Annotated in this window: 12 protein-coding genes; 9 read left to right on the top strand and 3 right to left on the bottom strand. The window is 61.8% G+C overall.

Annotated features, from left to right (window positions below; translation table 11 throughout):
• Nucleotides 1–211: 211 nt before the first annotated feature.
• Together WBB95_RS22005 and WBB95_RS22000 are read right to left on the bottom strand one after the other, a co-directional pair.
• Nucleotides 212–1,867: an acyl-CoA dehydrogenase family protein gene (locus WBB95_RS22005; RefSeq protein WP_424489486.1), complete on the bottom strand. Its 1,656-nt coding sequence runs from the start codon at nt 1,865–1,867 to the stop codon at nt 212–214.
• Between the two features lie 69 nt (nt 1,868–1,936).
• The gene (locus WBB95_RS22000; protein WP_424489485.1) at nt 1,937–4,336 is read right to left on the bottom strand and encodes a hybrid sensor histidine kinase/response regulator; all 2,400 of its coding nucleotides are present in this window, start codon (nt 4,334–4,336) and stop codon (nt 1,937–1,939) included.
• A gap of 286 nt (nt 4,337–4,622) precedes the next feature.
• Here WBB95_RS22000 and WBB95_RS21995 point away from each other — a divergent pair, with 286 nt between their 5' ends.
• From WBB95_RS21995 to WBB95_RS21980, 4 genes are all read left to right on the top strand, one after another.
• Entirely contained in the window at nt 4,623–5,420 is a 798-nt protein-coding gene (locus WBB95_RS21995) for a hydroxymethylpyrimidine/phosphomethylpyrimidine kinase (RefSeq protein WP_424489484.1), read from the top strand.
• A 21-nt stretch (nt 5,421–5,441) separates the two neighbouring features.
• Nucleotides 5,442–6,071 carry a thiamine phosphate synthase gene (thiE, locus tag WBB95_RS21990; RefSeq protein ID WP_424489483.1) on the top strand — a complete coding sequence of 210 codons (630 nt, stop codon included), beginning with the start codon at nt 5,442–5,444 and terminating at the stop codon, nt 6,069–6,071.
• A gap of 11 nt (nt 6,072–6,082) precedes the next feature.
• The gene (gene hemL, locus WBB95_RS21985) at nt 6,083–7,366 is read left to right on the top strand and encodes a glutamate-1-semialdehyde 2,1-aminomutase (protein WP_424489482.1); all 1,284 of its coding nucleotides are present in this window, start codon (nt 6,083–6,085) and stop codon (nt 7,364–7,366) included.
• Between the two features lie 225 nt (nt 7,367–7,591).
• Nucleotides 7,592–8,146 carry a tetratricopeptide repeat protein gene (locus WBB95_RS21980; protein ID WP_424489481.1) on the top strand — a complete coding sequence of 185 codons (555 nt, stop codon included), beginning with the start codon at nt 7,592–7,594 and terminating at the stop codon, nt 8,144–8,146.
• Nucleotides 8,147–8,263: 117 nt separating this feature from the next.
• On the opposite strand, the gene WBB95_RS21975 is transcribed toward WBB95_RS21980, so the two are convergent.
• The gene (locus WBB95_RS21975) at nt 8,264–8,590 is read right to left on the bottom strand and encodes a DUF1820 family protein (RefSeq protein ID WP_003194436.1); all 327 of its coding nucleotides are present in this window, start codon (nt 8,588–8,590) and stop codon (nt 8,264–8,266) included.
• A 131-nt stretch (nt 8,591–8,721) separates the two neighbouring features.
• Between WBB95_RS21975 and miaB the strand changes: the two genes are divergently transcribed.
• The 5 genes from miaB (at nt 8,722) to lnt (ending at nt 14,453) form a co-directional block, all read left to right on the top strand.
• Nucleotides 8,722–10,050 (top strand): tRNA (N6-isopentenyl adenosine(37)-C2)-methylthiotransferase MiaB, encoded by a 1,329-nt coding sequence (gene miaB, locus WBB95_RS21970; protein ID WP_424489480.1) that lies wholly within the window; start codon nt 8,722–8,724, stop codon nt 10,048–10,050.
• A 263-nt stretch (nt 10,051–10,313) separates the two neighbouring features.
• Nucleotides 10,314–11,318: a PhoH family protein gene (locus WBB95_RS21965; RefSeq protein WP_424489479.1), complete on the top strand. Its 1,005-nt coding sequence runs from the start codon at nt 10,314–10,316 to the stop codon at nt 11,316–11,318.
• On the top strand, nt 11,311–11,769 hold the full coding sequence (gene ybeY, locus WBB95_RS21960) for an rRNA maturation RNase YbeY (RefSeq protein ID WP_424489478.1): 459 nt from the start codon (nt 11,311–11,313) through the stop codon (nt 11,767–11,769). Before WBB95_RS21965 ends, ybeY begins: the two co-directional genes overlap by 8 nt.
• Nucleotides 11,770–11,811: 42 nt before the next feature.
• Nucleotides 11,812–12,651 carry an HlyC/CorC family transporter gene (locus WBB95_RS21955; RefSeq protein ID WP_015373027.1) on the top strand — a complete coding sequence of 280 codons (840 nt, stop codon included), beginning with the start codon at nt 11,812–11,814 and terminating at the stop codon, nt 12,649–12,651.
• Nucleotides 12,652–12,929: 278 nt separating this feature from the next.
• On the top strand, nt 12,930–14,453 hold the full coding sequence (gene lnt / locus WBB95_RS21950) for an apolipoprotein N-acyltransferase (protein ID WP_424489487.1): 1,524 nt from the start codon (nt 12,930–12,932) through the stop codon (nt 14,451–14,453).
• Nucleotides 14,454–14,615 lie beyond the last annotated feature (162 nt).

The raw sequence follows: 14,615 nt of genomic DNA, 5'->3' as shown, positions 1-14,615 counted from the left end.
GGGCTGCGAAGCGGCCCCAACAAAGACTCCGCCGAGTTCCAGATAGAACCAGGTTGCCTGGTTTGGGGCCGCTTCGCAGCCCAGCGCGGGGCAAGCCCGCTCACTACAACGATGTGTAGATACTTATGCTGCGATAGCGGTGTGTCAGCCAGCAACAATGTGACCGACAGACCGCTATCGCAGGCAAGCCAGCGCCCACATGTGCCTGTGTTTATTCAGAAGTAATCGGCGTGGACCTGGCAACAATCGCCGCCACGTCCACCCCGCGCGGCAGCGTGCCGTACACCCGACCGGACGACTCACCCAGGCGGCTGGCAATAAAGCCATCGCTGACCGCCGCATTGCCGGCCTCCAGTAACAGCTTGGCCTGCAACGCCACAGCAATGTCCTCAGTGAGCTGGCGTGCGCGGTACTGGATGTCCTGGGTGTCCATGAATGCGGCTTTCAACTGCTCGATATGCCGCGCCAGTTGCTTGTCGCCATGGCCGTCGCCCAGTTCGACAAACAGCGCCTCCAGCACACCGGGCTCTTTCGACAGTGCGCGCAGCACGTCGAGGCACTGCACGTTGCCGGAACCCTCCCACGTCGAATTCACCGGCGCCTCACGGTAAAGGCGCGGCAGGATGCTGTCCTCGACATACCCCGCGCCGCCCATGCATTCGGCGGCTTCGTTGATCATTGCCGGCGCGAGTTTGCAGATCCAATACTTGCCCACTGCCGTCACCAGCCGGGCGAATTTGGCTTCCTGCCCACTGTCGAGGTGATCCAGCGCCCGGCCCATGCGCAGGCTCATGGCCAGTGCGGCCTCGCTTTCCAGGGCCAGGTCGGCCAACACGTTTTGCATCAGTGGCTGCTCGCTGAGCACGCGCCCGCCGACCAGGCGATGGGCGCAATGATGGCTGGCCTGGGTCAGTGCCTGGCGCATCAGCGCGCTGGAGCCAACCATGCAATCGAAACGGGTCATGGCGACCATCTCGATAATGGTCGGCACGCCACGGCCTTCTTCGCCGATCATCCACGCCAGGGCGCCGCGAAACTCCACCTCGCTGGAGGCATTGGAGCAGTTGCCGAGTTTGTTCTTCAGGCGCTGTATGTAGAACTCGTTGCGCGTGTCGTCCGGGCGGTGCCGGGGCAGCAGGAAACAGGTCAGGCCCTTGTCGGTCTGCGCCAGGGTCAGGAACCCGTCGCACATCGGCGCCGAGCAGAACCATTTGTGGCCCACCAGCTCATAGGCTTGGCCGGGGCCGCCCGCCCCCACGGGATAAGCGCGGGTGGTGTTGGCACGCACGTCGGTGCCGCCCTGCTTCTCGGTCATGGCCATGCCAATGGTGGCGCCGCCCTTGTGGGCGATGCCGACGTTGCGCGGGTCGTACTCGGTGTTGAGGATTTTCGGCAGCCAGGTCTGCGCCAGGTCGGGTTGCAGGCGCAGGGCCGGAACGCAGGCGAACGTCATGGTCAGCGGGCAACCGGTGCCCGCTTCGGCCTGGCTGTGCAAGTACGTCATGGCGGCGCGGGCCACGTGGGCGCCGGGCTGCGGATGCGCCCACGGCAGCGACGGCAGGCCGTGTTCGACGGCCGTGCGCATCAGTTCGTGATAGGCCGGATGAAACTCGACCAGGTCAATGCGATGGCCGTAACGGTCATGGCTGTGGAACACCGGCTTGTTTTCATTCGCCAGAAACCCCGCCTGCATCAGCGGCCCACCGGCCAGCGCGCCATAGGCATCGATACGCGCCTCGGCCCAGCCGGCGCCGAAGCGGCGCGACCAGTCCTGCAGTGGCAAGTCGATGCGGTACAGGTTGGTGCCGTCCAGGGACGGTGGCTGGTTGGTGACGTCGTGGGTTTCGGCAAACTGATGCAGGTTCATGACGGGCCTCCTGGAAAAAAGGCCACGTGCGGTTGAGGCCTGAATTTCAGTTAAGCACCGTCAACCGGCTTAAAAAAGTGGCATACGCGCCGAATGTTCGGCGCTTTCACCCTCTAGCGGACACAACAGCCGGCGCTCCAGCACTGCCTGCAACGCCTCGAAACGCACCGGTTTGGCCAGCCGATCAGTGATACCAACGCCATGGCAGCGCTCGCGCTCGGGCGCTTGCATTGATGCGCTCAGGGCAATCACCGGCAGCTCGCCACACCCGGGCAGTGCACGGATCTGGCAGCACAACGAGAAGCCGCCTTCAGGCACGTCCAGCAGCACGGCATCGAAGGTTTCTGCCTGCAAGGTCGCCAGCGCCGCCGGGCCGCTGTCCACGGTTTTGACCCGGTAGCCGAGCTTGAGCAGCATGCCGCGCACGGCCAGTTGGCCGACGCTGTTGTCGTCCACCAGCAACACTGCGCAGTCCTGGGGCGCGCGCTGGGCGTGGGGCGCTTGCGCCGGCGGCTTGACCTCTTGCGGCACTGGGCTGACGTGCATTTCCAACTGGAAACGGCTGCCCTTGCGTGGCTCGGAATGATGGGTCAGGCGCCCGCCCAGCAATTCGATCAGTTGCCGGCAAATCGCCAGGCCGATGCCCAGCCCACCGTATTCACGGGTCATCGAACCGTCGAGCTGGAAGAAGCGCTGGTACAGCGTGGCCTCGTCGAGGAAGGCGAAACCGATACCGGTGTCCGTGACAATAAAGCTCAGGCGCAGCGAGCCGTCGCTGTGGGGCACACCGACCACGCGCAGGCGCACGGCGCCGTCGTGGGTGAACTTGAAGGCATTGTCGAGCAGGCAATCCAGGCACTGCGTGAGCTTGCCGGCATCACCGATCACGCGGTCCGGCAGTTCATCCGCCACGTCGATGGAAAACGCCAGGCCTTTGCTCTGGGCGCTGGCGTTGAACTGCTGGCGCAGGGCGTCGAGCGTGCCGCGCAGGCTGAACACTTCGGGCTGCGCCGTGAGGCGCCCGGCCTGCAGTTCGGTGAGGGTCAGGATGCCGTTGACCATGCGCATCATGTCGCGCGCCGAACCGGCGGCGGTTTGCTGGTACTGCGCCAGGTCGTCGTCCAGCGGCAGGGTTTGCATCAGTTCGAGGGAGCCGATCACCCCGTTCATGGGCGTGCGCAACTCGTGTGTCAGGGTCGCGAGGAATTCGTCTTTGAGGCGGTTGCTGCGGGCCAACTGCTGGTTGAGCACTTCGAGCTTCTGGCTGGCGTCCAACAAAATCTGTGCCTGTTGCTCGCGCATGCCGTTGATACGGTCGGCCAGGGCCAGGGACAGCAGCGCCACTTCGATGGCCGAGCCGAGCTGGCTGGCGTACATGGTGAGGAACATATTGGGCAGGTAGCCCAGCACCATCAGGGTGTTGACCACCCCGCCCAGCAGGAACGCCGACCAGGCGATGATGAAGTAGCGCGCCATGCGTTGGCCGCAATACCAGGCCTTGATCGCCGCGACGAAGATGGTCACGGTGAACACCAGCGCCAAACCGGTGGCCAGGCGCAGCGCCACGGCGTAGCTGGTGAGCAAGGCCAGCGCCATCACCACGGCGCCGCAGGCCGCCAGCGCCAGCAATATCCGGTTGAGCCAGCGGCTGTGTTGCGCGGTGTGCAGGAAACTGCGGGCGAACAGGCTGCCGAACAACGCCGCCGAGCCGATCAGGAACGGCACCGCCGCATTCGCCCACCACGGGTTATTCGGCCAGAAATACTCCACGGCCACGCCGTTGACCGACAGCTGATACAGGCCGAACGAGGCGATATAAAGGATGTAATAGAGGTAGCTGGTGTCGCGCACACTCAGGTAGATAAACAGGTTGTAGATCAGCATCCCGAGCAATACGCCGTAGATGGCGCCCAGCACATACAGGCGCAGCGGTTGCTCCTCCAGGTACGCAGTGCCGGCCCACAGGGTCAGCGGGGCCTGAATCGACCCTTCGCTTTGCAGGCGCAGGTAAATGGTTTCCTGCTGGTCGGGCACGAAGTTGAGCTTGAACAGGTAATTGCTCTGGCGCACTTCACGGCTGGAGAACGGCAGCGTGCTGCCAGTGCGGGTGATCAGTCGATAGCCGCCGGCGCTGTCACGCTGGTACAGGTCCAGACGGTTCAGCGGCGGGTAAGCCAGTTCCAGGAACCAGGTACGCGGTGCGCGCGGGTCTTGGGCGACGTAATGCAGGTCGACCTTGAGCCAGAACACCGAGCGCGAATATCCGGCATTGAGGGTGGCTTTGTCGTGGGTCTTGAATTTGGCGGCGTAGGCGGGGGAGCTGACCTCGGTGATGGTCAGGGCATCGGTGGGGTCTTCGAGCACTTGCATCAGACGGCCCAGCGGCAGGCTTCGAGTGCTCTGATCAAACTCGATGGCGCTGGCGAGCATTGGCAGCCCGCACAATATAAAGATCAGCAAATAGCGCATAGAGCCCCGGCGTGGCCTGTCCGGTTATGTCAAAAGCCCCCATTCCTTTTGAGATGACGTACACCGGCGATACAGTAAGTTGTTTGGATCCACTCTAGCATAGCCGGTAAAGGCCATTGGACACTACCGGATTAATTTTTTGGAAGGCTCTAGATCGGGGCTTTCATGGAGTTTCCCTGACTGTCGCGGGCACTAGCCAAAAGCCACGTTTGCGCAAAGGCACAGGCAAAATTCAGCCATCGCCAGACGGCCACGCAAAAAGCGTTTGGTGGTAAGCTCGCGCACCATGAATATCTACAGCTCTCGCCCCGTTGTCCTCTGTCTCTCCGGCCATGATCCCAGTGGTGGCGCCGGCTTGCAGGCAGATATCGAAGCCCTGCTCGCCCAAGGCTGTCATGCGGCTCCGGCCGTCACCGCCCTGACCGTGCAGAACACCGTCAATGTCAGCGATTTCCGCGTGCTCGACCGCGAGTGGGTGCTGGCTCAGGCCAATGCCGTGCTCAGCGATTCCGACGTCGCGGCGGTCAAGCTGGGCATGCTCGGCTCCACCGCCATGGTCGACACCGTGGTCGAACTGCTACAGGCGCACCCGCACCTGCCGGTGGTCTGCGACCCGGTGCTGCGTGCCGGCGGCGGTGGCAGCCTGGGCAAGGACGAAGTCGGCTACGCCATGCGCGAGCGGCTGTTGCCCCTGTCGCTGATTGCCACGCCTAACCTGCCTGAAGCGCGCATCCTTGCTGAATTGCCCAACGGCACGGCAGACGAATGCGCCGACAAACTGCTGCCGTTTATCAAGCACCTGTTGATCACCGGCGGCCATGGCGACGAGCATGAAGTGCACAACCGCTTGTACAGCCGCGACGGCACGCAGCAGACCTTTACCTGCCAGCGCCTACCCGGCAGCTATCACGGTTCGGGCTGCACGCTGGCCAGTGCGCTGGCCGGGCGGATCGCTCAGGGCGAAGGCTTGGTCAGCGCCGTGCAATCGGCGCTCAACTACACTTGGCGCACCCTGCGTGACGCCGAACAACTCGGCCAGGGCCAGTTCGTGCCGCGCCGTCTGCCGCTGGATTTCTGCTCGTAAGACGACAAAGGGGCCTGCCCGATGAAACTACGTGGCCTTTACGCCATTACCGACAGCCAACTGTTGGCCGGTAAATTCCTCGCCTACGTCGAAGCGGCGCTGGACGGCGGTGTGACCCTGCTGCAATACCGCGACAAAAGCAGTGACGAGGCCCGCCGTCTGCGCGAGGCCGAGAAACTGCGCGAGCTGTGCTCGCGCTACAAGACCCAGTTGATCATCAACGACGACGCCGAACTGGCCGCGCGCCTGGGCGTCGGCGTGCACCTGGGCCAGACCGACGGCCCATTGACCCCGGCCCGCGCGCTGCTCGGTTCCAAGGCGATCATCGGCGCCACCTGCCACAGCCAGATCGAACTGGCCGAGCAGGCCGCAAAAGAAGGTGCCAGTTATGTCGCCTTTGGCCGCTTCTTCAATTCCAACACCAAGCCCGGCGCGCCCGCCGCCACCGTCGAGATGCTGGCCGACGCCCGCACGCGCCTGCAGTTGCCGATCTGCGTGATTGGCGGCGTCAGCCTGGAAAACGCCGAACCGCTGGTGGCCCACGGTGCCGACCTGCTCGCCGTGGTGCACGGCCTGTTCGGTGCCGACAGCACACAGGAAGTCACGCGCCGCGCTCGCGCCTTCAACGACCTTCTTAAATATTCAGTTTAGAGAGCCTGCTCATGTCCCGTTCCGAAACCCTGTTTGCCAATGCCCAGAAACACATCCCCGGCGGTGTGAACTCCCCCGTGCGTGCGTTCAAGAGCGTTGGCGGCACGCCGTTGTTCTTCAAGCACGCCGAAGGCGCCTACGTCACCGACGAAGATGACAAACGCTACGTTGACTACGTGGGCTCCTGGGGCCCGATGATCCTCGGTCACAGCCACCCGGACGTGCTGGACGCGGTGCGCCAGCAACTGCAACACGGTTTGTCCTACGGCGCCCCAACCGCCATGGAAACCGAGATGGCTGACCTGGTGTGCTCGATCGTGCCGTCGATGGAAATGGTGCGCATGGTCAGCTCCGGCACCGAAGCCACCATGAGCGCGATTCGCCTGGCCCGTGGTTTCACTGGCCGCGACAGCATCATCAAGTTCGAAGGCTGCTACCACGGTCACTCCGACAGCCTGCTGGTCAAAGCCGGTTCCGGCGCCCTGACCCAAGGCGTGCCGAGCTCGGCCGGCGTGCCGGCAGCGTTTGCCAAACACACCCTGACCCTGCCGTTCAACGACATCGCTGCCGTCGAGCAGATGCTCGATGAAGTGGGCGAAGAAGTTGCGTGCATCATCGTCGAGCCCGTGGCCGGCAACATGAACTGCGTACCGCCGGCGCCAGGCTTCCTCGAAGGCCTGCGCGAGCAGTGCGACAAGCACGGCGTGGTACTGATTTTTGACGAAGTGATGACCGGTTTCCGTGTCGCCCTCGGCGGCGCCCAGGCTCACTACGGTGTCACGCCGGACCTGAGCACCTTCGGCAAAATCATCGGCGGCGGCATGCCGGTAGGCTGCTTCGGCGGCAAGCGCGAAATCATGCACCACATCGCACCGCTGGGCCCGGTGTACCAGGCGGGCACGTTGTCGGGCAACCCGTTGGCCATGGCCGCCGGCCTGACCACCTTGCGCCTGATCAGCCGCCCGGGCTTTCATGCCGAGCTGACCGACTACACCACTCGCCTGCTCGATGGCCTGCAACAACGTGCCGATGCAGCGGGCATTCCGTTTGTGACCACCCAGGCGGGCGGCATGTTCGGCCTGTACTTCAGTGGCGCCGACGACATCGTCACCTTTGATGACGTGATGGGCAGCGACGCCGACCTCTTCAAGCGCTTCTTCCACCTGATGCTGGAAGGCGGCGTCTACCTGGCACCGAGTGCCTTCGAAGCCGGCTTCACCTCGATCGCCCATGGCGACGCCGAGTTGAAATTGACCCTGGATGCTGCCGAGCGCGCCTTCGCGGCCCTGAAATAGGTGACGTAACTCTCTGACGTTGCCCACGGCGACGTCAGATTTGCTACTTTGCTTACAGAGATTTCCTGCATTTTCCGAGAAATCACCTGCAATCCGGCAGATAACTTGCCCACGCAGCAGAAAAACGAGTAAAGACTTTGTAAGCAGGTGCCTGCTTATTTCATAATGCGCGCTTATTGGACTCCCCGAGGGTCCGCGTGCCCCGTCAGAGGTAAGTCGATTCCCATGAAACGCACCGGCCGCACCCTGGTTCTGGGCTGCCTGTTGCTCCTTCAGCCGCTGCTGGCACATGCACAAGCAGGCGGCAACTCGTTGTTAATCCCAGCGATGGGTCGTTGCACCCTCAATACCCAGCCAGACAGCCAGGCCGAAGCCCTGAGCGCGTGCCAGAAACAGGCCGATGACGGGGATGCGCAGGCGCAATACGAGTTGGGTGAGTACTTCCACGACAGCAAAAACCCCGCCCGCGACCTCAACAAAGCCTTGAGCTACTTCGAGAAAGCCTCGTTGCAGGGCCATGCGCAAGCGCAATTCCAGCTGGGCACTATGTTCTTTCACGGCGAAGGCGTGCCGGCCAACAACGTGCAAGCCTACATCGTGCTGAAAATGGCCGCGGTCAACGGCGCCGAAGATGCGCTGGACACTGCCGACGAAGTCGCCGAGCACATGCAGCGTGATGAACTGGAAGTGGCCACCCAGGTGTTGGGGCAGATCTTCCGCAATTACTTGCAGGAATTGCAGAGTGCCGACGGGCGCTCGCCCTTTTCGCCCCTGCCCTGATTTCAGCTAAACCCTTCTATTGCTATCGCAGGCAAGCCAGCTCCCACATTTTGATTGTGCACACAGTCAAATGTGGGAGCTGGCTTGCCTGCGATGGGGCCAACCCGGTCTAAAACCCTACTTCTCAGGCATCGGCATCGGGAACGGCATCACATTGCTGGTGCCACGCGCCTCGCTGATCTTCGGTGTACCCAGGCGCTCGACCTCATCGATGCGCACAATCGAATGCATCGGCACAAAGCTGCGCACCACGCCTTCGAACTGCGCCTTGAGTTTTTCTTCGCCCGGGTCGACGACCAACTGGGTGCGCTCGCCAAAGACGAACTCTTCCACTTCCAGGAAGCCCCACAGATCACTTTGATAGATCTGCTTGGCGTACATTTCGAACACCTGGCCCTGGTTGAGGAAAATCACCTTGTAGATTGGAGCTTCACGTTTGGTCATGGTGGGCGAATAACACATCGGGGATATAAAAGAGGGCGCGAACTATAGCATGGCACCCGATGCACAACGCTAGGAACCAATGGACATGGCCCCTATAATGCGCGGTTCTTTACCACCAGTTGATGATTCCCATGGCCAAGAAGCTTTACATCGAAACCCACGGTTGCCAGATGAACGAGTACGACAGCTCGCGCATGGTCGACTTGCTGGGCGAACATCAGGCCCTGGAAGTCACCGCCCGCGCCGAAGATGCCGACGTGATCCTGCTCAATACCTGCTCGATCCGCGAACGGGCCCAGGACCGTGTGTACTCCCAGCTGGGCCGCTGGCGTGAATTGAAACTGGCTAACCCGGACATGGTAATCGCCGTCGGCGGTTGCGTGGCCAGCCAGGAAGGCGCCGCAATCCGCGACCGCGCACCCTATGTCGACGTGGTGTTCGGCCCGCAAACCCTGCACCGCCTGCCGGAAATGATCGACGCCGCGCGCCTCACCAAGTTGCCGCAGGTCGACGTCTCGTTCCCGGAAATCGAAAAATTCGACCATTTGCCCGAGCCCCGCATCGACGGGCCGAGCGCTTATGTGTCGGTGATGGAAGGCTGCAGCAAGTACTGCACCTTCTGCGTGGTGCCCTACACCCGTGGCGAAGAAGTCAGCCGGCCGTTTGACGATGTGATGTCGGAAATTATCCACCTGGCCGAAAACGGCGTGCGCGAAGTGACCCTGCTGGGCCAGAACGTCAACGGCTATCGCGGCCAGACCCACGACGGTCGCCTGGCCGACCTCGCGGAGCTGATCCGCGTGGTAGCGGCGGTGGATGGCATCGAGCGCATTCGCTACACCACCTCGCACCCGCTGGAGTTTTCCGACAGCCTGATCCAGGCCCACGCCGACGTGCCGGAGCTGGTCAAACACCTGCACTTGCCGGTGCAATCGGGCTCGGACCGCATTTTGTCGGCGATGAAACGCAACCACACGGCCCTGGAATACAAATCCAAACTGCGCAAATTGCGCGCAGCGGTTCCGGGTATCTGCATCAGTTCGGACTTTATCGTCGGTTTCCCGGGCGAGACCGAGAAAGACTTCCAACAGACCATGAAGCTGATTGAAGACGTCGGTTTCGACTTCTCCTACTCGTTCGTCTATAGCCAGCGCCCGGGCACCCCGGCCGCAGACCTGCTGGATGAAACCCCGGAAGCGCTGAAAAAAGAGCGTTTGAACGCACTGCAACACCGCCTGAACCAGCAAGGGTTCGAAATCAGCCGACAAATGGTCGGTTCGATCCAGCGCATCCTGGTCACCGACTATTCGAAAAAAGACCCGGGCGAGCTGCAAGGCCGGACCGAGAACAACCGGATCGTCAACTTCCGCTGCGACACCCCAACGCTGATCGGCCAATTCGCCGATGTGCACATCGATGCGGCGCAACCGCATTCGCTGCGCGGGTCGTTGGTCAACTGACCTCTAGACCTGATGAAGATCAAAATGTGGGAGCTGGCTTGCTGTGGTGAGCAGGCTTGCCCTGCGCCGGGCTGCGGAGCAGCCCTACTGGATCTACAGTGAACTCGGTGGTGGACAAGCCCCTCACCACAGCAAGCCAGCTCCCACAGTAGATCTTCATGGTTCTTGAGAGGCTACGCAGTCCATATAAGTGCTTTCGCACACCGACGGCTGGCGTTATCCTCTCTTTCACCTCAACAGCCAAAGGGCGGCTAAAAGCGACCTTGAACGCACCCATCGCAGAACCCCATCGTTTTCTCCTCGAGCCCTTTGAGGCTCGCCGTTTCGCCAACCTGTGCGGACAGTTCGACGAGCACCTGCGCCTGATCGAACAACGCCTGAGCATCGAGATCCGCAACCGCGGCAATCAGTTCGAGCTCATTGGCGAGCCCCAGCACACCGCATCTGCAGAAAACCTGTTGCGCCGCCTCTACCGCGAGACCAAGGGTAGCGAGCTGTCGCCAGAAACCGTGCACCTGTATTTGCAGGAATCGGCTGTGGAAGACTTGGCCAACAACCCTGTCGCTGAAGCCAGCGTGGCCCTGCGTACCAAAAAAGGCATGATTCGCCCAAAGGGCTTGAATCAGCAGAAGTACGTCAAGGCAATCCTCGGTAATGACATCAATTTCGGCATCGGCCCCGCCGGTACCGGCAAGACCTACCTGGCCGTAGCCTGTGCAGTGGATGCCCTTGAGCGCGAGCAAGTGCGCCGCATCCTGCTGGTGCGCCCGGCGGTCGAAGCGGGCGAAAAGCTCGGCTTCCTGCCCGGCGACCTCGCACAGAAGATCGACCCGTACCTGCGTCCGCTCTACGACGCGCTTTACGAGATGCTTGGCTTTGAATACGTGGCCAAGCTGATCGAGCGTCAGGTGATCGAGATCGCCCCGCTGGCCTACATGCGCGGGCGCACCTTGAGCAACAGTTTCATCATCCTCGACGAAAGCCAGAACACCACGGTCGAGCAGATGAAGATGTTCCTGACCCGCATCGGGTTTGGCTCCACGGCCATTATCACCGGCGACATAACCCAGGTTGACCTGCCCAAAGGCACCAAGTCGGGCTTGAGCCATGTGATTGAAGTGCTCAAGGACGTGCCGGGCATCAGTTTCACGCACTTCTCGCCCAAGGACGTGGTTCGCCACCCGCTGGTGCAGCGCATTGTCGAAGCCTACGAGCGCTTCGAACACCGTGACGATGGTTTGTCCAAGGACGCCCGCCGCGATGCTTGAGCTAGACCTGCAGCTGGCCACCGAAGCGCCCGCCCCCAGCGAAGAACAGTTCCGTCAGTGGTGCGCGCTGGCCCTGCGCCAGCGCACCGCCGACTCGGAACTGACCATCCGCCTGGTGGACGAGCCCGAAGGCCGTGAACTGAATCACACCTGGCGCCAAAAGGATTACGCGACCAACGTGCTGTCCTTCCCCGCTGACGTACCGGATGAGTTACTGGATATCCCCCTGTTGGGCGACCTGGTGATCTGTGTCGAGGTGGTGGAGCGCGAAGCGAAGGAACAAGGCAAGGAACTTGAGGCCCATTGGGCCCATCTAGTCATCCACGGCTGCTTGCATCTCTTGGGTTACGACCATATAGACGATGACGAAGCCGAGGAAATGGAATCACTGGAACAAACGTTGCTTGCAGAACTGGGTCATCCGGACCCGTATGCCGACGACGACGCTTAAAAAACACTCAACTGAAACAACAAAGGATTCAGAGTAATCGCTATGAGCGAAGACCGATCGAGCAACGGGCAGAAGTCATGGCTGGGTAAACTGACCCAGGCTTTTGCCCACGAGCCGAAAAACCGCCAGGAGCTGCTGGAGCTCCTGCGCGAGGCGCATCAAAACAAGTTGCTGGACAGCGAAGCGCTGGCCATCGTCGAAGGCGCCATCCAGGTGGCTGACCTGCAAGTGCGAGACATCATGGTCCCGCGCTCGCAAATGATCAGCATCAAGGCGACCCAGACCCCTCGGGAATTCCTCCCGGCCGTGATCGACTCGGCGCACTCGCGCTACCCGGTGATCGGTGAAAGCCATGACGACGTCATGGGTGTCCTGCTGGCCAAGGACCTGTTGCCGCTGATCCTCAAAGAGAACGGCGACAACTTCAACATCAAGGATCTGCTGCGCCCGGCCACCTTCGTGCCTGAATCCAAGCGCCTGAATGTGCTGTTGCGCGAGTTTCGCGCCAACCACAATCACATGGCCATTGTGATCGACGAATACGGCGGCGTGGCCGGTCTTGTGACCATCGAAGACGTGCTGGAACAGATCGTCGGCGACATCGAAGACGAGCACGACGTTGAAGAAGACAGCTACATCAAGCCACTGCCCAGCGGTGACTTTTTGGTCAAGGCGCTGACGCCGATCGAGAACTTCAACGAGTTTTTCGACAGCGAATTCTCCGACGATGAATTCGACACCGTCGGTGGCCTGGTGATGAGTGCGTTCGGGCATTTGCCTAAACGTAACGAAACCACCGAGATCGGCGCGTATCGCTTCCGCATCCTGAATGCCGACAGCCGCCGAATTCACTTGATTCGCCTGACACCTATTGCCCGCTAAGGAAAGGGTGGGTCATCAGCTATTTCCTGTGTCGCGTTGCCCCTTAGAGCTGGCCAGGCCAGGCAAGGCGCACGCTGCAGGGAATGGCATTCCCTTTTCAAGGCCTGCAACGCAGCATGGCCAGCGCTAAGGGGCAACCCGAAGGGCCGAGCCTGCTGCGTCACAGGGCTGCGTTACTCGTCGTTCATTTGGAAAAACCAAACCCCACTCCTCGCGCCTTGCCCTGTGCCGCAGCAGGCCCGGCGCGACACAGGAAATAGCTGATGACCCACCCCTACATGCGCCGTTTGATCGCACCCGGCTGGCCCGGTAACTTGCTGGCCGTGGTGGCTGGCGCCATCACCACCCTGGCGCTGGCGCCGTTCGATCTGTGGCCATTTGCATTGGTGGCGATCGGCCTGTTTTATGTCGGCCTGCGCGAGCTGACGCCACGCCAGGCCCTGGGCCGTGGCTGGTGCTTTGGCTTCGGCCTGTTTGGCGCCGGCACCAGTTGGATCTACTACAGCATTCACCACTTCGGCGGCGCTTCGGTGCTGCTGGCTAGCTTCTTGATGCTGTTGTTTACCGCCGCCATCGCCTGGTTCTTCGCCCTGCCCGCCTGGCTCTGGGCGCGCTGGCTGCGCCGCAATGAAGCGCCGCTGGCCGATGCACTGACGTTTGCAGCATTGTGGGTCGGTCAGGAAGCGTTTCGCGGCTGGTTCCTCACCGGTTTTCCCTGGCTCTACTCCGGCTACAGCCAACTCGACGGCCCTCTCACCGGCCTCGCGCCATTGGGCGGGATGTGGCTGATTTCCTTCGCACTGGCGCTGACGGCGGCTGTGCTGTGCAACCTGCCGCGCCTGCTGGCAAGCAAGCGCAACGGCTTTATAGGCGCAGGCCTGGTGTTGCTGGTTGCGCCCTGGGCCATCGGCCTGGCGCTCAAGCATCACGCCTGGACCACGCCATCCGGTGCACCGCTGACCGTGGCGGCGATCCAGGGCAACGTCGAACAAAGCATGAAATGGGACCCCGAGCAGCTGAATGCGCAGCTCGCGCTGTACCGTGACATGAGCTTCAGCTCCAAGCGTGTCGACCTGTTGGTGTGGCCGGAAACGGCGGTGCCGGTGCTCAAGGAGTCCGTCGAGGGTTACCTGGGCATGATGGGCAAGTTCGCCGCCGACCGGCACACCGCGCTGATCACCGGCGTGCCGATCCGCCAGGAAGTGCACCACCAGAAGCGCTACTTCAACGGCATCACCGTACTCGGCGAAGGCGAAGGCACTTATCTCAAGCAGAAACTCGTACCGTTTGGCGAATACGTGCCGCTGCAAGACCTGCTGCGCGGGGTGATTGCCTTCTTCGACTTGCCGATGTCGGACTTCGCCCGTGGGCCGGCCGACCAAGCGATGCTGCAGGCCAAGGGCTATCAGATTGCGCCGTTCATTTGTTATGAAGTGGTGTACCCGGAGTTTGCCGCAAGCTTGTCAGCCCAGAGCGACCTGTTGCTGACCATCAGCAACGACACCTGGTTCGGCCGCTCCATCGGCCCGCTGCAGCACCTGCAAATGGCACAGATGCGTGCGCTGGAGGCTGGCCGGTGGATGATCCGCGCGACTAACAATGGCGTGACCGGGCTGATCAATCCGTTTGGGCAGATTACCGAGCAGATTCCGCAGTTCGAGCGCGGCATTTTGTACGGTGAAGTGGTGCCGATGCATGACCTTACGCCGTACCTGCAATGGCGGTCGTGGCCGTTGATCATTGTGTGCCTGGTGTTGTTTGGCTGGGCGTTGCTGGCGGGGCGGATGGCCAAGACGGTCTAGCGGACTTACCGTTGGCGCGTTTCTGGGTACATATCCGGTCTTGGGGTGATGGCTTGTAGTGGTTCCGCTCTTACAGCGGCTCACTTTTGGTGGAGCGCAAAAGTAAGCAAAACGCTCTTGCCCCTCCACTCGGCACCTCGCTGTGGCTCGGTGTGCCCTCAC

Origin of the sequence: Pseudomonas sp. (genome assembly GCF_049645325.1) — a bacterium.
Classification (GTDB): domain Bacteria; phylum Pseudomonadota; class Gammaproteobacteria; order Pseudomonadales; family Pseudomonadaceae; genus Aquipseudomonas.
The sequence above is the reverse complement of the archived record's forward strand: the minus strand, read 5'-3'. Positions and strand labels throughout refer to the sequence as shown.